This window comes from Sporosarcina sp. FSL K6-1508 (genome assembly GCF_038007465.1).
Taxonomy (GTDB): Bacteria; Bacillota; Bacilli; order Bacillales_A; family Planococcaceae; genus Sporosarcina; species Sporosarcina psychrophila_B.
Map to the genome: position 1 here is coordinate 1,859,292 of NZ_JBBOXF010000001.1, position 24,235 is coordinate 1,883,526.

At 38.3% G+C, this 24,235-nt stretch carries 22 protein-coding genes and 1 pseudogene; 18 read left to right on the forward strand and 5 right to left on the reverse strand.

The window, feature by feature from the left end:
* The first annotated feature begins 12 nt into the window (after nucleotides 1–12).
* From MKZ11_RS09350 to MKZ11_RS09375, 6 genes are all read left to right on the forward strand, one after another.
* Nucleotides 13–483, forward strand: coding sequence for an SMI1/KNR4 family protein (locus tag MKZ11_RS09350; protein WP_340794078.1), 471 nt, complete (start codon nucleotides 13–15; stop codon nucleotides 481–483).
* Between the two features lie 387 nt (nucleotides 484–870).
* Nucleotides 871–1,089, forward strand: a complete 219-nt coding sequence (locus MKZ11_RS09355; RefSeq protein WP_340794080.1) for a hypothetical protein — start codon at nucleotides 871–873, stop codon at nucleotides 1,087–1,089.
* A 452-nt stretch (nucleotides 1,090–1,541) separates the two neighbouring features.
* The gene (locus tag MKZ11_RS09360; RefSeq protein ID WP_340792672.1) at nucleotides 1,542–2,900 is read left to right on the forward strand and encodes an IS1182 family transposase; all 1,359 of its coding nucleotides are present in this window, start codon (nucleotides 1,542–1,544) and stop codon (nucleotides 2,898–2,900) included.
* Nucleotides 2,901–3,135: 235 nt separating this feature from the next.
* Complete coding sequence (locus MKZ11_RS09365) at nucleotides 3,136–4,320, forward strand: IS256 family transposase (protein ID WP_340792598.1); 1,185 nt, start codon at nucleotides 3,136–3,138, stop codon at nucleotides 4,318–4,320.
* 467 nt (nucleotides 4,321–4,787) lie between these two features.
* Nucleotides 4,788–5,417 (forward strand): hypothetical protein, encoded by a 630-nt coding sequence (locus MKZ11_RS09370; RefSeq protein ID WP_340794082.1) that lies wholly within the window; start codon nucleotides 4,788–4,790, stop codon nucleotides 5,415–5,417.
* Nucleotides 5,418–5,419: 2 nt separating this feature from the next.
* Nucleotides 5,420–5,986: an SMI1/KNR4 family protein gene (locus tag MKZ11_RS09375; RefSeq protein WP_340794084.1), complete on the forward strand. Its 567-nt coding sequence runs from the start codon at nucleotides 5,420–5,422 to the stop codon at nucleotides 5,984–5,986.
* 259 nt (nucleotides 5,987–6,245) lie between these two features.
* Here MKZ11_RS09375 and MKZ11_RS09380 read toward each other — a convergent pair.
* A pseudogene (locus tag MKZ11_RS09380) lies at nucleotides 6,246–6,716 on the reverse strand (IS3 family transposase); the annotation flags it as partial.
* Between the two features lie 626 nt (nucleotides 6,717–7,342).
* Between MKZ11_RS09380 and tnpA the strand changes: the two are divergent.
* The 4 genes from tnpA (at nucleotide 7,343) to MKZ11_RS09400 (ending at nucleotide 10,794) form a co-directional block, all read left to right on the forward strand.
* A complete protein-coding gene (tnpA, locus tag MKZ11_RS09385) occupies nucleotides 7,343–7,666 on the forward strand; it encodes an IS66 family insertion sequence element accessory protein TnpA (protein WP_340793820.1) in 324 nt (107 codons plus the stop codon).
* Complete coding sequence (gene tnpB, locus MKZ11_RS09390; RefSeq protein WP_340793818.1) at nucleotides 7,656–8,012, forward strand: IS66 family insertion sequence element accessory protein TnpB; 357 nt, start codon at nucleotides 7,656–7,658, stop codon at nucleotides 8,010–8,012. The genes tnpA and tnpB overlap by 11 nt, the downstream gene beginning before the upstream one ends.
* A 27-nt stretch (nucleotides 8,013–8,039) precedes the next feature.
* Entirely contained in the window at nucleotides 8,040–9,641 is a 1,602-nt protein-coding gene (gene tnpC / locus MKZ11_RS09395) for an IS66 family transposase (RefSeq protein ID WP_445327037.1), read from the forward strand.
* 232 nt (nucleotides 9,642–9,873) lie between these two features.
* Entirely contained in the window at nucleotides 9,874–10,794 is a 921-nt protein-coding gene (locus MKZ11_RS09400) for an HNH endonuclease (RefSeq protein ID WP_340794086.1), read from the forward strand.
* A gap of 337 nt (nucleotides 10,795–11,131) precedes the next feature.
* Here MKZ11_RS09400 and MKZ11_RS09405 read toward each other — a convergent pair whose 3' ends face one another.
* From MKZ11_RS09405 to MKZ11_RS09420, 4 genes are read right to left on the reverse strand one after another with little or no spacing between them, the layout of a single operon-like run.
* Entirely contained in the window at nucleotides 11,132–12,331 is a 1,200-nt protein-coding gene (locus MKZ11_RS09405) for a hypothetical protein (RefSeq protein ID WP_340794088.1), read from the reverse strand.
* Nucleotides 12,332–12,346: 15 nt separating this feature from the next.
* Nucleotides 12,347–13,177: a hypothetical protein gene (locus MKZ11_RS09410; RefSeq protein ID WP_340794089.1), complete on the reverse strand. Its 831-nt coding sequence runs from the start codon at nucleotides 13,175–13,177 to the stop codon at nucleotides 12,347–12,349.
* Nucleotides 13,174–13,863, reverse strand: a complete 690-nt coding sequence (locus MKZ11_RS09415; protein WP_340794092.1) for an ABC transporter ATP-binding protein — start codon at nucleotides 13,861–13,863, stop codon at nucleotides 13,174–13,176. Before MKZ11_RS09415 ends, MKZ11_RS09410 begins: the two co-directional genes overlap by 4 nt.
* Nucleotides 13,864–13,877: 14 nt before the next feature.
* A complete protein-coding gene (locus tag MKZ11_RS09420) occupies nucleotides 13,878–14,249 on the reverse strand; it encodes a GntR family transcriptional regulator (RefSeq protein WP_340794094.1) in 372 nt (123 codons plus the stop codon).
* A 1,745-nt stretch (nucleotides 14,250–15,994) separates the two neighbouring features.
* Between MKZ11_RS09420 and MKZ11_RS09425 the strand changes: the two genes are divergently transcribed.
* From MKZ11_RS09425 to MKZ11_RS09460, 8 genes are all read left to right on the forward strand, one after another.
* On the forward strand, nucleotides 15,995–16,789 hold the full coding sequence (locus MKZ11_RS09425; RefSeq protein ID WP_340794097.1) for an ABC transporter ATP-binding protein: 795 nt from the start codon (nucleotides 15,995–15,997) through the stop codon (nucleotides 16,787–16,789).
* Between the two features lie 86 nt (nucleotides 16,790–16,875).
* The gene (locus MKZ11_RS09430; protein WP_340794098.1) at nucleotides 16,876–17,931 is read left to right on the forward strand and encodes a FecCD family ABC transporter permease; all 1,056 of its coding nucleotides are present in this window, start codon (nucleotides 16,876–16,878) and stop codon (nucleotides 17,929–17,931) included.
* 53 nt (nucleotides 17,932–17,984) lie between these two features.
* Nucleotides 17,985–18,965: a FecCD family ABC transporter permease gene (locus tag MKZ11_RS09435; protein ID WP_445327041.1), complete on the forward strand. Its 981-nt coding sequence runs from the start codon at nucleotides 17,985–17,987 to the stop codon at nucleotides 18,963–18,965.
* Nucleotides 18,966–19,070: 105 nt separating this feature from the next.
* Complete coding sequence (locus tag MKZ11_RS09440) at nucleotides 19,071–20,066, forward strand: ABC transporter substrate-binding protein (RefSeq protein WP_340794102.1); 996 nt, start codon at nucleotides 19,071–19,073, stop codon at nucleotides 20,064–20,066.
* Nucleotides 20,050–21,042, forward strand: coding sequence for an ABC transporter substrate-binding protein (locus MKZ11_RS09445; protein ID WP_445327042.1), 993 nt, complete (start codon nucleotides 20,050–20,052; stop codon nucleotides 21,040–21,042). Before MKZ11_RS09440 ends, MKZ11_RS09445 begins: the two co-directional genes overlap by 17 nt.
* 133 nt (nucleotides 21,043–21,175) lie before the next feature.
* Complete coding sequence (locus tag MKZ11_RS09450; protein WP_340794107.1) at nucleotides 21,176–22,234, forward strand: NAD(P)/FAD-dependent oxidoreductase; 1,059 nt, start codon at nucleotides 21,176–21,178, stop codon at nucleotides 22,232–22,234.
* A gap of 415 nt (nucleotides 22,235–22,649) precedes the next feature.
* Complete coding sequence (locus MKZ11_RS09455; RefSeq protein WP_340794109.1) at nucleotides 22,650–22,970, forward strand: ArsR/SmtB family transcription factor; 321 nt, start codon at nucleotides 22,650–22,652, stop codon at nucleotides 22,968–22,970.
* 44 nt (nucleotides 22,971–23,014) lie between these two features.
* On the forward strand, nucleotides 23,015–23,947 hold the full coding sequence (locus MKZ11_RS09460; protein WP_340794112.1) for a cation diffusion facilitator family transporter: 933 nt from the start codon (nucleotides 23,015–23,017) through the stop codon (nucleotides 23,945–23,947).
* Nucleotides 23,948–24,235 lie beyond the last annotated feature (288 nt).

Here is a 24,235-nt window from a genome sequence, read left to right on the forward strand (position 1 = left end):
AGGGGTAAAATCATGAAAATAAATCCGGACACTATTGTAAAACCATTACCTTCAGAAGAATTAATAAAAAAACATGAAAAATTTTGGAGACTAACATTTCCAGGGGCATTCTTAGACTTTATTAAAGTATATAATGGTGCAGAAGTTGGAGAAGCTACATTTGAATGTAACAATCGTATTTATGTGATAGAAAGGTTTTTATGTATGCTGAATGACATTGAAAATAATCCAAATGGAATCTATGATATTGACGTTGTATTTTCGCAAATAGGGGAAAGATTGACTGATAATGAAGATTTATTAGGCGCGGAAGTATTACCAATAGCTAGTATATTCGCCGGTGATTTTGTATGCTTGGATTTTAGAGAAAATAAAGGGGATCCATCAGTGTGTGTGTGGTCGCATGAAGAGTCAGGCGATTTTGAGCCAGTTCTTTACAGAGTAGCAGATAACTTTACTGAGTTTTTAGAGATTCTACAATAAATCTGATTAAGTAGCATCAGGTAACTGTAACTTATTCAATTGTGAAACTTTATAACAATCATGTTAGTTCCGGTGATAGTAGTCCATGTATTACAAGGATAGTGTAAATATGAAAAATGAACTGGAAGTACTTACAAAGATTTCATAGAAAATGATGTAGACTTTACTGATTTTCATCAGAGATTCAACAATATAAAATGCCGTGGTGCCTAACAAAGACAAGATACAGAGTCATGTCTATGATAGGCACCTTTTTCGAATATATGAAAGTAGTAAATGTCAGCCCTAGACAAGGTTCCAGATGAAGAAACGTACTGGATGATAAATAACAAAAACTATTTTCTGAAAGAGGAAAGTAATGATAATTAGGAAAGGGGGTAAATTCCTTTGGAACAAGACAATAAACTAAATTTGTTAAATGAGAAATTTATTAATGGTGAAACAGATCAAGAGGTTGAGGGTATTACAATAATGATTGATGGTAAATTCAAACAAGCACTAGATATAATTATGACTAATATTACTGAGTACTCTAATTATAGCGAGGTTATGCGAGATATCATATTCAGTGGTACCTCACACATTATCGAATCAATTAAAAAGTAAATTTTTAATCCTATTGAACAACTTATGAAAAAATAAACGAATTACTACTTTTAAGAAAAAAGCTTGATAAATTAAGGTGCCTGATTCTGATACATTTCCGAACTGTGTTAGTACCAGTTACCTTTTTAAAGTATCTCTTTAGACGTCCAGGAGGATACCATGAGTGGCATCTTGTAGCAAGAACTCCTAAATTTAAGCAGTGGGGAATTAGTATGGATGACATTAAAGATATGAGGTCTTTGACCAAAGATGTTGAATTTGTAAATCCACCTGGTCGTCAGGAAGCAGAGGTTCGAAATACAATACTATCATTTTAATTTATAATTGAGTTAATTTCATAATCCTAAGCCCTTACGTATCAAGGCTTTCAAGACATAAAAAATAGAGCACCTCCCCAAATCCTGTATAATGTAAGTTACGACACATACATAACAGACTGGAGAGATGCCCCTATGTCCATTATACGACAACAAAGCCTGTTTGACATGCATGAATTATATAAGATGGAACCCACCCATCATTTTGAAGCAGTTTTTTCAACAGTTAACTTAAATCCTATCTTGAATCTATTCGATAAACCGAAAAAAGTAGGTGCACCTAGAGAATTGAATTACGGTGCCATGATCTATTCACTTATCGCTCGCGTCGTCGAGCGTATTGTGACAATCAAGGATCTTGTCAGACGGTTGGATCGTGACCCCATTTTTCGTTATGACTGTGGTTTTCTTCATTCCGACCAAATCCCATCCGAAGCTTCTTATTCCAGGATGATTACCGTCATCAGTGAATCAGATACGATGACCCAAATTCATGACAATCTTATTTTGCTGGCCATCGATGAAGGGCATATTGGCGAAGAAAACATCGCCATTGACGCCACCCATTTCGAGGCGAGGGATCGTGCCCAGGCTTCCGAAAAGAAAGAAAAGCCGGCTTCGAAAAAGCGCGGTCGCAAGCCAAAAGCCGAACGTGAACAATGGTTGAAAGAAAAACAGGCGGCGGAGAAAGCGCGTCCGATTTATGAAAAAGAGATTGTACATCAGCTATCCGAATCAGTAGAAACGTTGTTTAAAGAGGCCCCTATCGATCCGAAATGGGGAATCAAGAAAAACAGTGATGGAAAAAACACCTTCTGGTTTGGTTATAAAGGTCATTTGGCCGTCAGCACAAAAAGCCAATATATTCTTACGGGTATGATGACGTCCGGTAGTCTCAATGACGGGAAAGCAGCCATTCCATTATTGAAGAAAATTGATCGGGACCTTCCAGCTTTATTTAACACAGGTCTTTTCGATGCCGGTTACGACTACGAACCGATTTATCAACAATTGACTGACCAAAATCTACAAGCCGTCATTCCGTATAATCGACGCAACGAAGGAGAGATGGTCGGTTACGACGAGCATTTCGCACCGACGTGTGTCGTAGAGCATTCCTATCTTTACGATAGCTTCGATCCGAAATACAAGACACTGAAATATACACGCCCGAAAGAATGTGCGACCTGTCCATTACAACACGACACCCTTTGTCAAAAGACCTATAAAATTAGACAATCCACGGATTTCAGGAAGTACACCAATCCAGCCAGGGGATCGAAAAAGTGGGATGAACTGTACAAGGAACGTACCGCTGTCGAACGGGTCAATGCGTATTTAAAAGAATTCTTCGGGCTCAATAATGTCCGTCATCGAACTGGAAAGAAAGCGAAGCTGCACTTCCAATTGGTGACGCTTGTTTATAATGCTTCAAAATTAGCCACGGATCGGATCAGAGTAGTAATGAAGCAACAGTCGTTACAAGTAGCTTAACTACATCGAAATTTTATTTTTAAAAAACTTGAAAATCATCAAGGGGCTACTCTACACATTTTTAAAAATGGCTATTATGAAATTGATTCAATTATGATTATAATAAAGAAGGTAAAATTGTTCACTTCGTAGGAGAGTGTAAAATATCTTGTGTAAATGAATAATTACAAAAAGGAAGACCTTTTCTTGGTAGAATTAAGTCACCACAACCAATCCTAGAAAAGAGGCCTTCCCTATGACTCAGTTTACAACAGATATTGTTCAAGCACTAGTACAAAAACAAGATATTACCGAGGTTTTTCGTTCGCATTTAGAAACAGCGGTTAATAGTTTACTGACTACTGAACTGACAGCTTTTTTAGATTATGAAAAATACGACCGAATAGGCTTTAATTCAGGGAATTCACGTAATGGTTCGTATGACCGAACGCTACACACGGAATATGGTGACCTCCGAGTTACGATTCCCCGTGATCGCAACGGTGATTTTAAACAACAGACAGTTGCGCCTTATAAGCGGTCAAACGATACACTCGAATCATTTGTCATTCACATGTTTCAAAAAGGCGTTACCATGTCGGAAATCGCAGATTTAATCGAGAAAATGTACGGTCATCATTACACACGTCAAACCATTTCTAACATGACACAGGTAGTGGGCGAACAAGTAGAAGCCTTTAATAGAAGGAAACTCAGTGCGCGCTATGTCTGTGTTTATTTAGACGCAACCTATATTTCTGTTCGACGTGAAACGGTCTCTAAAGAAGCTGTTTATATAGCTGTGGGCATTCGCGAAGATGGATCAAAAGAAGTAATTGCTTACACAATCGCTCCAACAGAATCAGCATTCAATTGGAAAGAGCTCTTACTGGAAACAAAAGAGCGTGGCGTAGAAGAAGTCCTTCTCTTCCTTTCAGACGGCTTAGCAGGCATGATTGACACGATTACAAGCGTATTTCCTAAAGCGCAATTCCAAACATGTTTAGTGCATGTGGCACGCAATATTTCACATAAAGTACGTGTCGAAGATCGTGCTGAGATTTGCGATGACTTCAAAACAGTTTACCGAGCAGATGATCAGGAAGCTGGGCAAGTCGCGTTAGATAATTTCTGTTCCAAGTGGAACAAATCATATCCAAAGGTAACAAAATCACTCGCTACAAATGATCATCTACTTACCTTCTATAACTTTCCAAAGGCAATTTGGCGCAGCATCTACTCAACGAATTTAATCGAGTCCTTTAACAAGCAAATCAAGAAATATACAAAGCGCAAAGAACAGTTTCCGAATGAAGAAGCACTCGAACGCTTCCTAGTCTCGCAGTTTGAAGAGTACAACCAACGCTTCGCCGTACGATGCCATATCGGTTTCGATCAAGCACGTGCAAAGCTGGCTGAGTTGTTTGAAGTGAAAGAATAAAAGTGTGATGATCTTTAAGAAGAGGTTGGATTGTCATTTACACATAAATATTGACACTCCCCTTCGTAGATAAGAATACATATAGTTTGGACTTTATTGGTACAGCAGAATATATAGATTAATACGAATAAAGTTTGTTTGCAGTGGAATGAAAAAGAATAGGCTGAAAAAAAGTACATACTCTATGATGGTTGTACCATCATAGAGTATGTATGGAATATATGTATTTTTTTCCATCAAAAGAGGACAAATAAAAATTACAGAATACTTAAAGTAAAAGATGGATGTAAAAGTGTTACAGAGAATAAGCCGATAAAACACGAAATTTAACAGGCTCATTGGTTTAAAGATAGAATATTAAAGATTTATTTTATATAGCAAATTATTAAGCATTTGATTGCAAATTAGGCAACAAGTGCTTTTTTTTGTGCAAGAATTTTGGGACAAGAAAGCCGATTCAATACGAAGTGGTTAAAGAAGTGGAAGAAGAATTCGATGACGGTGGTGTCCGTGAGCTCGACAACTATTTTGAAGGTACGAAGCTAGCATTTGTGGATTATATCCATCCGAGGGCAATCGTCCAAAAAGGCTTCAAAAAAATGGCGCTGGCTATCATCCCTAGAGTCAAGCCATCCAAATATAAAGGGAATCTTTCTGTGAAGAAGACTCCTGCAGTTGAAAATAAGTCTAAGGGTACGGATAATCCTAGAACAAGGTTACCAAGAAGTAATGGTCATTGGGAAGGTGAACCTGGTAACGGAAAATGGTATTCTGATAAGCCAGAAGTTAAAAATATAACAAATGGTGAAGGGGTAGATTTTGCAAAAAATAGACCTAACTTCACACCTTGGTCAGAGGGTAATATAATACTTGAAAAAGGAAAGTTAACTGGTACGTCTGATGACTTTTCATTAGTATATGAAAAAATACAGCATCAGTATAATTTACCTTCAAAAAACGCCGCTAAGAAATTATTAAAACAGGCGGGTGTTACACCACATCATAAGTCGAGTACAGAAATAGAGTTAATACCAACTGATTTGCATGGAAATGTTCCGCATATTGGTTCTGCATCTGATTTAAGAGGGGGATATTAAAAATGGAACGATTAAAAGAGAAACTAGAGGAAGTAATTGACTTTGATATAAAAGAGATAGATGAAATTTGGGATGAAGATGAAATAAAAAAACTTGAAGTTAGTTATCAGTTAAAGTTACCTCAAGATTATGCATTTTATCTGCAACATTATGGTAATGATCATATAAAAGAAGATTATCGTTTTATACCTTCAATAGAATTGCCTGAAAAAATTAAGCAAACTCAATTTGAGATAGACTCTATTTACGGATTATATAATGATGAGAATAAAATAAATTACAAAGCAAACTTTTATAAAGATATATTACCAACCGATTTATTTCCTATTGCAGATTTACCAGGCGGAGATTTAATTTGCATTGGAAAGTCAAATGATAAACAAAATAAAATATATATTTGGTTTCACGAAATGGATGGAGAAAATGTTTTCTTGGTTTCCGACTCTTTTGAAAGTTTTATAAAAAACATTCAAAGTATAAAAGTAAATAAAAACACTCTTGATAATGTAAATTTAAATTTAGGTCATAAATTAAATGCGCTTCTAAATAATGCTTCTAAAAAGATATAAAATAAATTACGTTAAACTAACTATATTTTTTTGTGTTAAAATATTCTGGAAGTACAGTTTGTTGCAGAGGAATAAATAGAAGTTTTAAGAATTTTAATGAGTATTTTTTATCAATTATTGACTAAAATTGTGAAGAAATACTTTAGAAGATTGATGTTATTTGAAAAAAATTTGATTGGCAAAATGCCTTTTGATTTGCCCCAATAAAGTAAGACAAATAATTTTAGGCAATTTCTAAGACTTGAGTTCGGTACTCTACCTATCTCAAGTCTTTTAATTTTGCCTTCGTTCGTTTGTGATTATAATACTCGATATATTCATGTAATTCTTTTTCAAAATGCGCCGTACTTTCAAATTCTCGCAGATACAGTAGTTCAGACTTTAATAAGCCGAAGGAATTCTCAACAACGGCATTATTTAAGCAGTTGCCCTTATGGGGCATACTTTGTGTAATCTGGTGTTTTTGTAATGTTTTCTAATAATTGTTCATTTGATAATGCCAGCCTTGATTGGAATGAAGGATGACTTTATCTTCTGGTTTAAGACGTTTCATCTACCATATCACCAATGAGTTGATAGACGGATCGATTCATGACTTTGTACGAAATAATTTCGCCGTTATACAATTGAGAATATACGATAGATAACGCTTTTCTCCGAATAGATGAAATTCGGTGACGTCTGTTACCCATTCATGATTCATTTTGACTGCGTTAAAATCACGTTGTAGATAAGAAGATAGCCACGGTAGGGGAGAAGCCTAAGGGTACTGTTAAACCTGTTTCAAATATGGGGAGTTTTTTGATATGGAAGTAGGAAAATCAATAAGTAATTCCCTATCAAAATCAAAGTTTAGTATGATGGACAATCAATTTATAAGGTAGAAAAGAAAACTGATTACCGATATGTGGAAAGGGGTTATGGAGTTTATCTTGACGCATTACACAAAGACCATTTAGAAGTAATAGATAAGATTGGGAATGTGAAATACGTTTTGAATTTAGATGGTACTTTAAACCCTGATAAGACTAAGAAAGCACCTGGACGAGTAGTTAAGGGCTGGAAATGAAACTGGAGAAATTTATATGGATAAAAAGTTAGAAGGAATATTGGACATACTAGATAAACTTAATTCAAGTATCAGTATTGTAAACAAAGAGGATTTAGGTGAACAGTAAGAGAACCTTGAGGATTTTAGGATTTTAACTAGGGATTTAGATGTTTTATTAAACAATTTTAGTTCAGTGGATAAGAATGATGGTGATGAAGTAGAGAAGTAAGCGTCAAATACTCCCCACCTTCTAACCCCTTTCGTGTTATGTGATAATCACATTAACAATGTTAGGAGGTTTTTTCATGACACGAGACGAACGGCGAGCCATGTGGCACGCACGGATTGAAGCATTTAAAGCGAGTGGTGAATCTAGCGTAACAGCCTGGTGTGCTACAAATAATATCTGTGTTCCAAGTATGTATACTTGGCTTAAAAAGGAATGGCAAAAAGTAGATACTGCACCTACAGCCCAGCAGTGGGTTTCGTTTGATACAATCGCTCCAAAGGTAAGTATGCCTTCCCAATTGACACTTGCGATAGGTGTTGTTTCCATTCAAATTGAAGAGGGGTTCAACCCTACACTTTTAGGGGAAGTACTTCAGGTACTTCAAACGCATGTTAAGTAAAACACCCGTTGATTGTGTGTATTTAGCCTGCGGACGTACTGATTTACGAAAATCTATCGATGGATTAGCTGTCATCGTTCAAGAAAGCTTTCAGCTTGATCCGTTTTCCCCTAGTTTATTTGTCTTCTGTAATCGAAAGCGCGACAAACTGAAAATCCTACATTGGGATCATAATGGATTTTGGCTTTACTACCGAAGGTTGGAAAACGGTCTATTCCAGTGGCCCGATGGACAAACAACCCAGCCACTTGCGATTAGCCATCGACAATTACACTGGCTACTTGATGGCTTACCACATGAACAAAAACAAGCTCATCCAAAAGTTTCTGCAAAAATCATTATTTAAAAAAAGGAATTCGTCGAGTCATGTCGAATTCCTTTTATTATGGAAAAATCAGTAGCAGTTATCTCATCTACAATTGAAGAACTCGCAGCGAAAAACATGGAGTTGGAAAAACAAAATGAAGCGCTACAGGCTAAACTCAACTGGTTAGAAGAACAATTTCGCCTCAGCCAACAACGAAAATTTGGCGCTTCTAGTGAAAAAACCAATCCAGATCAACTCGCACTCTCTCTTTTCAATGAAGCTGAAGTCACAGCGGATGAAAAGGTAGAGGAACCAACGCTTGAATCGATTACCTATCGTCGAAAAAAACGTACAGGCCAAATCGAGGCGATGCTTGAAAACCTGCCAACTGAAACGATTCACTATCGTTTATCAGAAGAGGAACAGGCTTGTTTGTGTTGCGGTGAACAAGTACACGAAATGAGTACAGAAGTACGACGTGAGTTAAAAGTCATTCCAGCTCAAGTGAAGGTCGTTGAACATGTACGCCATGTCTACAGCTGCCGAAATTGTGAACGCGAAGGCACTGAAACTCCAATTGTCACAGCGAAGATGCCAGCACCTATGTATCCAGGTAGTTTGGCTTCGCCTTCGGCGATGGCCTATATCATGAATCAAAAATACGTAGAGGGTATGCCTCTCTACCGACAAGAAAAACAATTGGAACGTCTAGGTGTCCCTTTATCACGTCAGACTTTAGCGAACTGGATGATGTACGGGGCAACTCATTGGCTAATCCATCTTTATGAACATATCCGTACCTATCTATTGATACAGGATGTTATTCATGCGGATGAAACAACACTTCAAGTACTGGCCGAACCTGGACGCCCAGCGACATCCAAGTCCTATATGTGGTTATATCGGACGGGGCGTGATGCATCGGCTGCAGTGTTGTATGATTACCAACAAACAAGGGCAGCCAAACATCCGAAAGCCTTCCTTTCAGGCTTTAAGGGATATCTGCACGTCGATGGATACCAAGGGTATAATGATATACCGAAGGTGAAATTGGTGGGGTGTTGGGCACATTCGCGTCGAAAATTCGATGAGGCCTTAACTGCTTTGCCAGCGGAAGCCAAAAATAAGGAAACTCCTTGTGCTGCGGAGGAAGGGCTGCGTTTCTGTAACCAATTATTCGCGATTGAACGCGCGCTAAAGGATCACAGCCCTGAAGAACGCTATAAAGAGCGACTTGAACGCAGTCAGCCTGTGCTGGATGCCTTTTCAACTTGGCTACAAACACAAAGTCCGCGCGTCGCGCCTAAAAGTGCGTTAGGGCAGGCCATCAAGTATTGCCGAAATCAATGGACATGCCTTACAATGTTTCTACAGGATGGGCGTTTGGAAATCGATAATAACCGGGCCGAACGTGCTATCAAACCTTTCGTAATTGGACGCAAGAACTGGTTATTCTCTCAATCTATGAAAGGTGCAAAAGCAAGCGCAATTGCTTATAGCATTGTGGAAACTGCTAAAGAAAATCAGTTAAATCCATTGGTTTATTTAACCCACGTATTTGAACAGCTTCCTTTAATAGATTTGGAGGATTCAAAGGCGCTAGATCAACTACTTCCATGGTCGGAGACCTTGCCGACAAATTGCCACGTTCCCAATAAAACTAAATAAAGCATATAATAAGCGCCCCCTGAAAGACAGGTGGGCGCTATTTGACGCTTACATATAAACAGTGAAGGCGCCTTTCAAGCGGGAGGCATCCCCTGGCTCCGCAGCGGATTCAATGAAATTCTTAATTTCAACATATAGAGAAATTTAAAACCCCATTAAGCAGTGTAAGGCAATAAAACAGCTATAATAGGTATAGAGCTAGTTGAATTGTGATTTAGGGAGTGTTCGATACATGCAAAGTTTCGTTGTAATGCAAGGCCAGACGTATCAGGAAGAAAAAGAATTAGGGATCATTTGGTCACTGCAACAAGATAGTAGTGGGAAAGAACGTCATTCACGGCTACGAATGATAGAGGTCAATGAAGGGGATCGCTTATTTCATTATGTAAAAGGAAATATTGTAGCGATTAGCGTTGCTAAAACAGGATGCCAGATAGCAGGTAAGCCGTCAACTATGCCAAATCATGAACACACGGATGATAACGGGTATTTGGTGGAATTGGACTATCATGAGCTTGAAGTGCCTGTCAATGTACGTTCGAAATTCGAGGAGATTTTGCCACTTCTGCCAATTAAATATTCACCGTTCCAAGCAGATGCAAATGGTAATCAGGGGTATTTGTATCCTTGCAATGAGGAATTATCAATAAAATTATTGGAGATAATTGGTGACCTTAATATTTATCGTGTAGATGAAGAGCAGCTAGAGTTAGCAATTGGTACGGTGCTACGAACAGAGCGTAACACATTCGTTCCGATGATAACTGAAACAGAAGGAGAATTGAAAACAAAGATTCGTTTAGGTCAAAAAAAGTTTAGAGCAGGTTTAATCCCGTTGTGGAATCACAAATGTGTGCTTTGTGAGATTGAGTTGCCTGTGCTACTCCGCGCAAGCTATTCCAAGCCATGGAAAGACAGTACGGACGTTGAAAAAGTTGATCCTCATAACGGTGTACTTCTTTGTTGTAATCATGATGCACTCTATAAGAACGGATTTATCGCATTTGATGGACAAGGTAGGTTGCATATCTCCTCACAGATTCCAGAAGAGGACTACGAGAAATACAGTATACACCCAAAAATGAAGATTGCTCGAAACGCGGAAAACAAGCCTTATTTTAAATGGCATAAAAGAAATTTGTTTATAGAGTAAAGGATAAAAGGTGATTTATGCTTATTTATTACCTCTAAAGGATTAGGAAGTCCGTCCTTCGATGTTTATCGGTAGAGCATGAGTTGAATGCGTGCATTATTTAGAAAAAAATTGAAATAAAGAATTCCAATGAACCGCTACGGCTACACGGTGTCCCGTTACTGGCACCGAATAGCCGCCTTGGCTCAGTTTATACACCGGATTCAATGGTTCAACATATATAGATTGGCGTTTTATAAGTGGAAATAAAAATTAGAAAATTAGAGACTGCAACCGTTCATAAAATAAATAAATTAGCTAAAGAAAAAGAGCTTTCCAAACAAAAATAGTTAATTTTTTATCGAACATGCTCTATTTCATGAATGTAAAGCCGATAATCCTTCTGATCTTCTCCTTGGTTTCTTATTTTTAGTTTACCTTCATATAACGATTCTCCTGTTTTTAAATCTCCTATAAAAATGTTATGTCCGTTATTTGTTAAATTGATGACATGCAATTTTCCATTCATCGCCTTAATATAAGGAGACTCCCCATCCTTAGTATCTACTATATCAAATGTCAGTTTTTTGTCCCATTTCTCGTTTTCAATATTATACTGGTTGACTTCTAAACCATTCGCTGACTGTGATGTAATAAAGATTGTAGAATTAAAGATAGTAGTCTCACCGCTAATAGATCCAAGTACTTCAGCAGGATCAATTAATTTTTTAGATTGATTATTTTCTATATCGTAAACGATGAATTCATTAGCGACTATATTCGTTTGACCATCGCTATGTCCCATTTCATCTTCAGAAGTCTCTATTTTAATTAAAAGATATTTGTTTCGTTGAATTGAGTAGTAATCATTTATAATTCTTAAATCAGACCAACCATTTTTTATCACCGGAGTAGAAGCAATCGCATTATCGGTCAGTAATTTTTGCTCATTCATATCAAATGTATAGACTCGTAATTCATCTCCACTATTTATCCGGGAGGCCCGTGTAATGACCTTTAATTCCCCTTCTATTACTTGGACTTCCTCAACCTGCATCCAAGAGTAACTTTCCCTTTCTGGTACATCTAGCCGGATAGGCGTAACTTCTTCTGATTTTTTATTCAGTACTTCAATATCAAAGGTTAAATCTTTCATAGGGTGTACATGGTTTTTCGCTTTAATACTGGCATATGTTAATAGTTTTTCGTCTTCAAAAAAATTAGTAGACACCATATCCTTACCCCGCATGAAATTCTTTTGCTGTTTTACTAAATCTTCCAACATTTGTGGGGTATATATTCTTTCTAATTTTCGTAAAAATGGTGAATTATTTGGATTGATTGTTTCTTCACTTGTAATTTCTAAAGGATGATACATGTTACCTACCGCGTAATCCCCGAATAGCTTTATATTTTTCACTTCATCTTCATCGCCACTTACTTTTTCAAATTCAATTTTTAAATGCTCATTTGTAGCAAAACTTGATTGTATATAAAAAGTGCCAAGTACAATTAACGTAACCAAACAAATCGAAATGATTTTCCAATAGCGTTTCATTTGTGTGACCTCCCATCAAACTCTTATTTTATTCTTTATCAGAAAATTACCTGTCCATATTGCACAACTTAATACAAGAATCCCTGCTAGTAGTTCAATGAAAAATAATTCTATCGGGTAAAAGTAATTACCTAAAATAAATTCATTAATAAATATTGGGGCAAAAAAGATTAATAGGGAAACAACACAATAGAGAAAGCCATAAATAATCCCTTTAATACGAAAAGAACGTTCAAACAGGATAGCTGTAAAAATAATAAACACTGCTGCCATTCCAGCGCCATAATATAGAACAAATTTGATTAAAGCGTTCGGTAAAAATATCGCCAAATTGCGGAAATTGGTAATTTCGTTAACAGAGAAATCGGTACGAAACTCACTTGGAACCATCCACTGTAAAACTTGACTTTCAACTGGTAGCAATAATAGTTGTAATGCGACGAGGCCAAAAACATATAGTGAAATCGTTGTTGCCTTTGCTAAATACACATTAATGCGCGCTGTAGGTAACATTAACAAACGATAACTAAATGTATTTTTTCCAAGCCAATCTCGATACCAAATAAAAAAGACATAAATAATTAAGGTAACACCGCAAACTACAATGGGTCCTAAAAACCAGGCTGACTGAGAAATTGTTACAAAGGAAATTGTTCCATATTGTTCGATAAACTCACTCTTCAGTATTAATTCTTTGTAAATTAATTCATTTGCACGATTTAAGTATTCTCGTGATTCTACAATAACCCCAATTATTTGCGAAAGAATCGTGATTCCAATTAAAATGAGATATAACTTAAAAAAACGATTAAATTCGAAATCGACTAACTTCAAATAACGTTTCATGCTTGATACACCTCTCTCATGACATCGATTACCGATTTCCCTTCATTTTCCCTTACTTCTTCTGCATCGAATTCTTTTAAAACGATGCCGTCATCAAGTAAAACAACTTTATCAATTAAATGTTCGATATCATTAATTTCATGTGTCGTTATAATGACTCCACGGTCTTCAATTAAATGACTCGTAAATACATCGGCAATTTGTTCACGACTAAATATATCAATCCCTGAAAAAGGTTCGTCCATTAGGACATAATCGACATCCATTGCTAAACCGAGTATAAGGTTCACTTTTGCGGTATTCCCTTTTGATAGTTCAGAAATGCGATCCGTTTCGTTTAGTTTGAAAAATTGGAGAAGTTCAGTGGCACGATCCTGATTCCAGCAGTCGTAAAAATCAGCCATAAATACAAAAGCATCCCTTATTTGCATTTGCGGCAACATCGTTATTGCGTCTGGTATAAAGGTGATTTTTTCATAGCTCCCTTTATGAATTTTTTCACCATCAATGAGAATTTCACCACTATTAATGGGGGTTAATGCCATAATTGCTTTCATAATTGTTGTTTTCCCGACACCATTAATGCCAATTAAACAAGTGATTTCCCCTTTTTTAGCAGTAAAAGAAACGTCTTTTAACACTTTCTTCCTACCAAATTTTTTTGTTATATTTTTTATTTCAATCATAAAGATCCCCCCATTTAATTCATTTCCCTTTCATACTTGTTCTTCACTAAATTCAAGGCCTCATGTACAGGTACATTGATTGAGCGAACTGCATGAACAAACGTATTAACCGCCTCTAAAATCAATTCTTCTCTTACCATTTTTAGCACCTGCTCATCCTTCGTAATGCGACTCGGCAAATTCCCCTCCGTAAAAATCAACCCTTGTTCCTCCATTTCTTTATACGCCCGCTGCGCCGTATTTGGATTAATCTTCAGCTGATTAGCTAGTTCCCTTCTAGATGGAATTTCTTGACCCGGTTCAAAGGTACCTGTTGCAATTTGTTCTTTAAAATGCTGAATCACTTGCACATAAACAGGATCGCGATTATTAAACTTTACATCCATAGACCCAACTCCTAATAAACATAATGTATTTACGCATACTCTGTATTAAGCGGGTAATACAGTGATAGCAAAAAAATGTACGAAACTCCATTTATTGTGACTGTATTAAGTCCCTAATACAGTCACGATAAAAAAATGCGTTTTGGAAAACAACGATGTGTATTAAGTCGTTAATACGCAATGTACTTTGTATTATATACTTAATACACTTTTAATGTCAACAACGATATCAGAATTTAGTAACTATATATGTTGAACAAATGAATACGGCATAGGCGCTTTATAATGGATAGAATCAGATATCCTGCTAATAACGCTTCGGCGCTTTGTGGATGCCTCCCGCGATAAGCCGGAAAGGAGAGCGCTTTCCGGCTACCACGAAGTCGCGTCTGCGCTGGATGGTCTATTTGAGAAACTGCATTTCGGTATCGGGGAGGAAACCTATAACCCGGCGTGCCATAAATCGATCGAATGTGATCAACGAATGTCCCAATACACGAGGATAGAATTAGAAATCCTGCTAATAACGCTTCGGCGCTTTGTGGATGCCTCTCGCGATAAGCCTGAAAGGAGAGCACTTTCAGTCTTCTCGCTCCGGCTACCACGAAGTCGCGTCTGCGCTGGATGGTCTATGTGAGAAAGCCCATTTCGTTATCGGGGATGAGACCTGCAACCTGGCGTGCCATAAATCGATCGACTGTGATCAACGAATGACCCAAGACATTATGAAATGAATTAGTCATCCTGCTAATATCGCTTCGCCGCTTTGTGGATGCCTCCCGCAATAAGCCGGAAAGGAAAGCACTTTCAGGCTTATCGCTTCGGCTACCATGAAGTCGCGTCTGCGCTGGATGGTCTATTTGAGATAGCGCATTTCGTTTTCAGTGATGAAATCTGCAACCTGGCGTGCGTCTTTTTTGAATCTAATTATATATGTCGGACTATTAAAATCGGTGTATAAACTGAGCGAAGGCGCCTTAACAGGGGTCGCCGAAGCCATAAGACTGGCGGCGAAGCTGCTTGGCTTATGGGAAGCCACTGAAAAAGTTCTTTTTTTAGTAAGAACTAGTTGATTGTAGTGGAGAGCGGCGACTCCAGCGGGAACAGAAAACAAAGATAGGAAGAGAAAGTTCACTCTTCCTTAGCTGAAGACCCCGCAGGAAGAGCCGTTACGAAGAACGGCTTTTGCGAGCAAAAGCGCTAGCGTTGGGAGCACGGGGCAAGAATGCCTTAATTTCTGCAAAGAACACAGAAATACGGCAAATCGAACCCTTCGTAGTTCGATTGGCTGAAGCCGTGCCCGCGGAAAGCGTCCGCTCGGAACGGAAATCAACGGGATTGAAGGAAATTGTACTTTTTCAGTACCCTCGCTTATGGCGAAAGGCATCCCCAAAGCGCCAAGCGTTGTACAATCCACACCCCGAATTACAACTCTCTCATTAATGAGCGCCACAGCAGACTCAAGGGGATTCATTGATTCAACATATACAGTATCTACTAGATACTATTTCAGAAAAGGTAGCGGTTATGAAATTGATTCATGTATGTAAAGATTCATGTTCCGTCCCCTCAAAATATTAAACCCAACCTAACTTCTATAAGATGTTGACAATTCTCTAAAATATAACTAGTATGTAATTGATATTGATAATCGTTATCAATTAAAGTGATAGAATCATTTTTAATAGAAAAGATGCGTAAAGCGATTATTGGGACGGTTAGTAAAAGGAAAGGGAGTACTGATAATGTCAGCATTTATTGTAGACCAAGTTGCGATAGGTTACTCGAACACACTTATCATTGATGATTTAAGTGTGTCTATTCCTGAAAAAAAGATAACGACGATCATTGGTCCGAATGGATGCGGTAAATCTACTTTACTGAAAGCCATTTCACGGATAATGAAAACGAAAAGTGGGGCTGTCTATCTTGATGGACGTGCAATCCATCAGTTAGAAACGAAGGAAGTCGCAAAGAAGATGGCAATTTTACCGCAGTCTGCAAATGCACCAGGCGGTCTGACTGTATTTGAATTGGTTTCTTATGGTCGTTTTCCTCACCAGAATGGATTCGGCTCATTAAAAAAGGAAGATTATAAGTATATCTATTGGGCAATCGAGGTAACCGGATTAAATGAATTTAAGGATCGGCCTGTTGAAGCGTTATCAGGTGGGCAAAGGCAACGCGTATGGATTGCAATGGCACTTGCGCAAGGCACTGAAATTCTAATTCTAGATGAGCCGACTACCTATTTGGATTTGGCGCATCAATTGGATATTTTACTTCTCTTGCAGCGACTTAATGAGGAGGAAGGCCGAACAATCGTCATGGTGCTCCATGATTTGAATCATGCATCACGCTTTTCTCATTATATGATTGCCATGAAGGATGGCACGTTAATTAAAGAGGGGACACCGGAAGAAGTGATGACTTGTCCTAATTTACAGCTCGTATTTAATATAGAAGCCCGAATTGCAACTTGTCCTTTTAGTGATAATCCAATTTGTCTATCATATCAATTGTGTCAGAAGGATTGTTAGGACCTTTTCATAAGAGTTGCTTACAGTATTTGTTTTAATCCAAATAAGAATTTTTAAGTACGGTTTTGTTGTCAGGGGGAATAGATATGTCTACTTCGGTGGAAGTTTCTACTGAGATAGAAGAGTTGAAAGAAATTAAGAAACATTCACATCCAATTGTGGCAGTCGTTGTGTTATTTGGCGGCATGTTTGCATTGCTTGTTGCTATCGCCCTTTCTATATCGTTTGGCGCTGCAGACATTAAGTTAGCAACTGTTTGGACGGCTGTCTTTAATTTTAATCCGGATGTAACGCAGCATCAAATTATACGGGAAATCCGTTTGCCGCGTGTACTTGGCGCTGCAATGGTTGGGGCATGTTTTGCTGTAGCCGGTGCACTTATGCAAGGGATGACAAGAAACCCATTAGCGGATTCAGGCCTTTTGGGACTAAATGCAGGTGCTGCATTTATGCTGGCACTATGTTTCGCTTTTTTCCCCGGTCTCCCATATATGTATTTGATCATGTATTCCTTTTTAGGTGCTGGCCTAGGTGTTGGAATTGTATATGGTGTCGGTTCGATGTCACGAGGTGGATTGACACCTATGCGTCTTGTTCTTGCCGGAGCCGCAGTAAGTGCATTACTAGGAGCGCTTAGCGAAGGAGTAGCCCTTTATTTTCGCATTGGGCAAGACTTAGCTTTTTGGTATGCCGGTGGTGTATCGGGTACGAAATGGGTTCATCTCCAAGTCATGTCCCCGTGGATTATTATTGCGATGATTGGCGCACTGATTCTTGCGCGCTCCATTACATTATTAAGTCTTGGAGATGAAGTGGCCATTGGACTTGGTCAAAAAACAAAGACAATTAAACTGGTTGGCATGATCATCGTGCTGATTTTAGCTGGAGCGGCAGTTTCTGTTGTAGGGGCTGTTGGTTTTGTTGGGTTAATTGTTCCTCATCTTACCCGTTTTCTAGTCGGTCATGATTATCGCTGGATTATTCCATGTTCGATCGTGCTTGGCGGCCTTTTAGTTGTATTAGCTGATCTCGGGGCCAGAATGATTAATCCTCCGTATGAAACGCCTATTGGTGCATTGATTGCTTTAATTGGGGTTCCGTTCTTCCTGTACCTTGCTCGAAAAGGAGGAAAAGAACTATGAATGAAAAGGTTGATCTGACAACGAACCAACATAAAGCAAAGAACCGCAATCTGATGGTCATCGGTGTTCTAGGACTGCTCATCATTATTGTTTTCATGATCAGTATGAATACGGGCTATATTAAATTGTCACCGCTTGAAGTAATCCGCACCTTGTTTGGATTTGGGACGGATAAGCAGCACCTAATTTTATTTGAATTTCGATTGCCGCGCATTATTATTGCAGTATTGGTTGGCATGGGACTTGCGGTATCGGGTTGCATATTACAAGGGATATCCCGCAACGCTTTGGCGGATCCAGGCATATTGGGGATTAATGCAGGCGCAGGACTAGCTGTCATGCTATTTATATCTTTTTTTCCATCGACTACAGCTACACCGGTCTTTTTACTACCTGTATTGGCGTTTTTAGGAGCGGGCATAACAGCAGTAATCATTTATTCGCTAGCTTATAAACGACATGAGGGAATTTCACCTATGCGGTTGTTGCTGACTGGCGTGGCGATTGCAGCCGGTATTAGTTCGGTCATGGTTGTTTTAACACTGCGCCTAAGTCCAGAGAATTATCAATTTGTGGCTACATGGCTAGCAGGAAGTATTTGGGGATCGAATTGGAAATTTGTTCTGTCCTTGTTACCCTGGATCATTCTATTAATTCCATTTGCATTTTCAAAAGCTCGTGTCTTAAATGTCTTAAATTTAGGTGATTTAACAGCTACCGGCTTAGGGGCTTCAATTGAAAAAGAGCGGCGTGTATTGCTTGCTGCAGCTGTTGGATTAGCAGGAGCAAGTGTATCAGTCAGTGGCGGGATTGGGTTTGTAGGACTGATTGGTCCCCATTTGGCTCGTCAACTAGTTGGCTCAAGACATCAGTTTTTAATACCGGCTGCTGCAATGACCGGGGGGCTGTTGGTTCTGATTGCTGATACAATCGGTCGTTGGCTATTACAGCCGTCAGAAATTCCGGCGGGGATTGTCGTGGCAGTGATTGGCGCACCGTATTTCCTATATTTGCTTTCGCGCATAAAAGATTAACTTTTTTCAATATCAAATTCAAAATCAGTTATAGAAATTTACATAAAACTCTTGTCACATAATGATTGAGAATAACTAAAATACAAATACCGGGAGAATTTAATAATGATAAATACTAAAAAAAGAAGTGTAATCCTGTCAAGTTTTCTAGCACTATCAATAGCGCTAACTGGGTGTAGCGACAATAACAAAACTGAAGAACAGTCCAAAGATAATGAGAGTAAATCTGTCACTGAGGAAGCTTCAGCAGAACGTACATTAACGGATGCAATGGGGCATGAAGTGACCATTCCAGTAAAACCTGAGCGCATTATTGCTTCCTATTTAGAAGATAATTTAGTAGCCCTTGGTATTACGCCTATTGCACAGTGGGCTGTGAATGACGGCGCATCTAAACAAAATTACTTGCAAGATTATTTAAAAGACATACCGACGATTCCGCATGACCTTCCATTTGAAGTCGTGACCAGCTTTGCTCCGGATTTACTCATTATGAACTCTGCGGAAGCAGTGGAAGGATCAAAATACGAACAATACACTAAAATTGCTCCTACATTTGTGCTCGAAGTGGAGAATAACAGTGATTGGAGAGATAAACTGTTAAAAGTAGGCGAGATCTTCGGGAAAACGAATGAAGCAAAAAAAGTATTAGAAGAATACGAAAAGAAAGCAACGGACTCTAAAAAAATCATACAGGATTCAATTGGTAAAGAATCAGCTGCTGCCATTTGGCTCGTTAATGATACATTTTTTGTAGTGAGCGAAAATGTTTCCAGTGGAGCTGTTTTATATGGTGACCTTGGCTTAACAATTCCAAATGTTGTCCACGAAATTTCGAGCAGTGCCACAGGAAATTGGTCGTCCATTTCCCTAGAGAAATTAGCTGAACTGGATGCAGATCATATTTTCTTGATTAATAGTGATAAAGGAAATGGGGCGGAGATGTTGAAAGAACCTCTATGGCAAAACATCCCCGCTGTGAAGAATGGTCATATTTATGAATATGAAGCAGAAACTAGCTGGCTATATTCAGGACCGATTGCTAACACACAAATTATTGATGGCGTAGTGGAGGTGCTTACTAATTATGAAGAAAAGTAAAATAATAACCCTGATTGCAATGCTATTCTTGTTTGCTTCAATACTGATTGCATGTAATGAATCATCGACAAAACCTTCATCTACAGATACAGAGAAGGAGATAAAAGAAACGGAAGTAAAACAACAAGTCATGAAAAATCGTACATTTGATACGGTAAAGGGAACGATTGAAATTCCTGAAAAACCATTGCGAATTGTGACAGACTTTTACGGCGGAGAATTACTTTCTGTTGGCGCAAATGTAGTAGGTGTTGAACCAACAGCCTTTGACAATCCATTTATCAAGGATTTATTAAAGGATGCGGTTGAGATTGGTCAGCCAGTAAATGTTGAAAAGGTGTTGGAGTTGGAACCGGATTTGATTGTTGTTATGTATGATGAAAATTACGAGAAACTTTCGGAAATCGCACCGACACTTCATATACCATACGGAACGGCGACAAATATTCAAGAAACGGTCAAATTGTTTGCAGATATTACTGGAAATCATGAGGAAGCGGATAAATTCATCAGCAAATTTGATCAGAAAGCAAAAGAGGGAAGAGAAAAACTTTCAAGTGTGATTGATGCTGATGCAACGTTCGGTATTTATGAATTAACGGACAAAGGTGAGCTATGGATCTTTGGCGATAATGCAGGGCGTGGGGGACAAGCGCTATATAATGCGTTGGAACTTAACATGCCACATGAAAATAACAATGAGGAACAAACCGTACAGTTGTCCATGGAAGTATTGCCAGAGTATGCAGCGGACTATATGTTTTTGACGACCTACGATCCAGAGAAAAAAGGTGAGGCGTTAAAGAACTTAAAAGACTCGTCCATATGGATGGGATTGGACGCCATGAAGAACAACCAAGTGTTTTACAATGATTTTGACACGTATTACCGGTATGACCCGATTGCGATTTATGAACAAATTGACTTATTTGTAGACATGCTGATTGAAAGAAACAATGAAAATCAAACGAAGTGAATGTGAATAGAGAGCTATATATATTGAACAAATGGATATAGCGTTGGCGCCTTACAAGGGGACCCGGAGCCTTAAGACTAGCGCCGGACGATCGAATGTAGCATAAATGACTAATTGAAAGGGTGCGTTCATAATGAATTCAGAACAGCTGTATGATGTAACAATTATTGGCGGTGGCCCGGCAGGTCTATATTCTGCTTTCTATAGTGGTTTAAGGGAAATGAAAACAAAAATTATTGAGTTCCAACCTTATTTAGGTGGAAAAGTACATGTCTACCCAGAGAAAATGATTTGGGATATAGGTGGACTTACGCCTGTTACAGGAGAAAGACTGATTGAACAAATGATTCAGCAAGGCTCAACTTTTAAACCCGAACTTGTATTAGGGGAAAAAGTAATATCGATTAAAAAAGATGAAAATGGATACTTTGTTATTCTGACATCTGGGAATCAGCAACATTTCTCTAAAACAGTGATTTTAGCTGTTGGAGGCGGCATCTTGAAGCCGACGAAATTGAAAATTGAAGGCGCTGAACGTTTTGAAGTTTCAAATTTACATTATACGGTGAAATCCCTTGCACGTTTCAAAGGAAAAACTGTATTGATTTCTGGAGGCGGCAATGCGGCTATTGACTGGGCAAATGAATTGGAACCCATTGCGGAAAAAGTCTATTTGACGTATCGGAAAGACATGCTAAAAGGGCATGAGGCGGAAGTATCGAGACTATTCAATAGTTCTGTAGAATGCTTATTGAATACTTCAATCGGAAAACTAATTGCAGCAAATGATCATGAAACCATTGAGATGGTTGAGTTAATTAGCGGCGGAGATGGAGATAGGATTCAGCTATCAGTTGATGAAGTAATTATTAATCATGGTTATGAACGTGATAAAGAGTTGACATCGAATAGCGGATTGAATATTGAAATGGCAGATGAGTATGGTATTGCAGGAAGTCCCATGAGTGAAACTTCTGTAGAAGGGCTCTATGCAGCTGGAGATATTTTGAATCATGAAGGAAAGCTTCATTTAATTGCAGGGGCGTTTCAGGACGCGGCAAATGCGGTAAATAAAGCGAAACAATACATCACGCCAGACGCTTATGGACATGGAATGGTCTCCTCACATAATGACCTATTTAAAGAGAAAAACCGTGAATTGGTGAAGCATTTATATGCGGTGAAAAACTAACTAAAACTAGCAGGGATGTATTTTCCCGATTATACGGCAAAAGTTGAAGCGAAACGTGAGGAAGCTAACTCTTTAATCGCTTTTGATGAACTAGCTTCAACTTTTGTCATCTTAGGGGATAAACAATGGATAATTGGTTGTTCATACCTTATTTTCATACGTGATAAAAGTGGATATAATCCATCTGGAAATAATAACTGCCGGAACTTATGGCATCGCTTAAAGTTGAAGTCATATAAACTAATGAAATGGTGAATGATTATTCGTTATAACTAAAATAACTCGGAATGAACAATCAAAGAGGTAAAAGCTCTCGGTTTGACATTTACCGAGTTAGATAATATATTATATATGAATACATGCTCATATAGACATATATGAGTGTGTGAATATTTTAGTGGAGGTGCAAAAGTAAATGAATGAAGAAAAAATTGTTGGAAACGCTCAACAATTAGACGAAGAAACGTTATTCGTCGTATCACAAACGTTCAAGGCACTGTCTGATCCAACAAGAATTCGTATTCTAAACTTATTATGTGTAGAGGAACATTCCGTGAATGATATTGCAGATACTTTAAATTTGAGCCAATCGACTGTATCCCATCAACTGCGTTTTTTAAAAAATTTACGATTAGTCAAATTTAGAAGGGAAGGCACAACGATGTATTATTCAGAAGACGACCATCATATCATGAATTTATTAGCGCAGGCGATTGAGCACGCAACACATAGTTAGGTACTTTCCTTTTTACAAGCATTAACAATTGAGGAGGAACTTAAATGGGACACGACCATACACATGGCGCAAATAAAAAAGTGTTATTCATCTCATTTTTCATCATTGCAACTTATATGATCGTAGAAGTGATAGGGGGCTACTTAACAAATAGCCTTGCCCTTTTGGCAGATGCCGGTCATATGCTAAGTGACGCGATTTCGTTGGCAATTGCATTAATTGCATTTAAATTAGGAGAAAAGGTAGCAAGTAAAAGTAAGACATTTGGCTATAAACGTTTTGAAATTTTAGCTGCTGTATTAAATGGTGTGACGTTAATTATCATTGCTTTGTTTATTTTCTACGAAGCAATCGAACGTTTTGCCAATCCACCTGAAGTAGCAACAACGGGAATGTTGGTTGTCAGTAGTATTGGCTTAGCTGTTAATATTCTTGTTGCGTGGATTATGATGCGTGGTGGGGATGTAGAAGAGAACTTGAATATGCGAGGGGCATACCTACATGTAATTAGCGATATGCTTGGTTCTGTAGGTGCCATTATCGCTGCATTGTTGATCATGTTCTTTGGGTGGGGCTGGGCAGATCCATTAGCGAGTATTATCGTAGCTGCGCTAGTTTTACGAAGTGGCTACTATGTGTCAAAATCTGCATTACATGTACTTATGGAAGGTACACCGCAAAATGTAGATATAAATGAAGTGATTCAAACGATCGAAAAAACAAAGGGTATTGAAAGTGTTCATGATTTACACGTTTGGTCGATTTCAAGTGGCTTACATGCGCTTTCTTGCCATGCTGTTGTAGATGATGAGCTATCAATTGCAGAAAGCCAAAAATTGCTTCATAAAATCGAACATGATCTTGAACATAAGGGCATACAGCATGTGACGATCCAATTAGAAACGTCCGCACATAAGCATGACAATTCGATTCTATGTAAAGCGAAAGCCGACTCCTCCGGCCATCACCACCATTAAATTATAGGTCAAGGCACGGAGGCAACTGCCTTAAGAAAAATAAATAATGAAAAATAAAACAAAACACTTTATATACTATAGGAGGGTATGGTAATATCCTTTTAGGACGATGAAATGAAAGTAAATCTATGTCATATCCATCATGTGGAGGTGGAATAAGACCACGCCTTTAGGGATGATTATTATTTTTTGAAATCAATATACCCCCCACGCGTATATTATAATGAGAGATAAATGGTGGAATGGTCGCCACAAGTTGTATAAATAAGTTGAAGTATTGAACCCTGT

Coding starts and splice junctions, on each gene's coding strand:
- MKZ11_RS09350 (WP_340794078.1), top strand. CDS start 13: ATGAAAATAAATCCGGACACTATTGTAAAACCATTACCTTCAGAAGAA.
- MKZ11_RS09360 (WP_340792672.1), top strand. CDS start 1,542: ATGTCCATTATACGACAACAAAGCCTGTTTGACATGCATGAATTATAT.
- MKZ11_RS09365 (WP_340792598.1), top strand. CDS start 3,136: ATGACTCAGTTTACAACAGATATTGTTCAAGCACTAGTACAAAAACAA.
- MKZ11_RS09375 (WP_340794084.1), top strand. CDS start 5,420: ATGGAACGATTAAAAGAGAAACTAGAGGAAGTAATTGACTTTGATATA.
- tnpA (WP_340793820.1), top strand. CDS start 7,343: ATGACACGAGACGAACGGCGAGCCATGTGGCACGCACGGATTGAAGCA.
- tnpB (WP_340793818.1), top strand. CDS start 7,656: ATGTTAAGTAAAACACCCGTTGATTGTGTGTATTTAGCCTGCGGACGT.
- MKZ11_RS09400 (WP_340794086.1), top strand. CDS start 9,874: ATGCAAAGTTTCGTTGTAATGCAAGGCCAGACGTATCAGGAAGAAAAA.
- MKZ11_RS09405 (WP_340794088.1), bottom strand. CDS start 12,331: ATGAAACGCTATTGGAAAATCATTTCGATTTGTTTGGTTACGTTAATT.
- MKZ11_RS09410 (WP_340794089.1), bottom strand. CDS start 13,177: ATGAAACGTTATTTGAAGTTAGTCGATTTCGAATTTAATCGTTTTTTT.
- MKZ11_RS09415 (WP_340794092.1), bottom strand. CDS start 13,863: ATGATTGAAATAAAAAATATAACAAAAAAATTTGGTAGGAAGAAAGTG.
- MKZ11_RS09420 (WP_340794094.1), bottom strand. CDS start 14,249: ATGGATGTAAAGTTTAATAATCGCGATCCTGTTTATGTGCAAGTGATT.
- MKZ11_RS09425 (WP_340794097.1), top strand. CDS start 15,995: ATGTCAGCATTTATTGTAGACCAAGTTGCGATAGGTTACTCGAACACA.
- MKZ11_RS09430 (WP_340794098.1), top strand. CDS start 16,876: ATGTCTACTTCGGTGGAAGTTTCTACTGAGATAGAAGAGTTGAAAGAA.
- MKZ11_RS09435 (WP_445327041.1), top strand. CDS start 17,985: ATGGTCATCGGTGTTCTAGGACTGCTCATCATTATTGTTTTCATGATC.
- MKZ11_RS09440 (WP_340794102.1), top strand. CDS start 19,071: ATGATAAATACTAAAAAAAGAAGTGTAATCCTGTCAAGTTTTCTAGCA.
- MKZ11_RS09450 (WP_340794107.1), top strand. CDS start 21,176: ATGAATTCAGAACAGCTGTATGATGTAACAATTATTGGCGGTGGCCCG.
- MKZ11_RS09455 (WP_340794109.1), top strand. CDS start 22,650: ATGAATGAAGAAAAAATTGTTGGAAACGCTCAACAATTAGACGAAGAA.
- MKZ11_RS09460 (WP_340794112.1), top strand. CDS start 23,015: ATGGGACACGACCATACACATGGCGCAAATAAAAAAGTGTTATTCATC.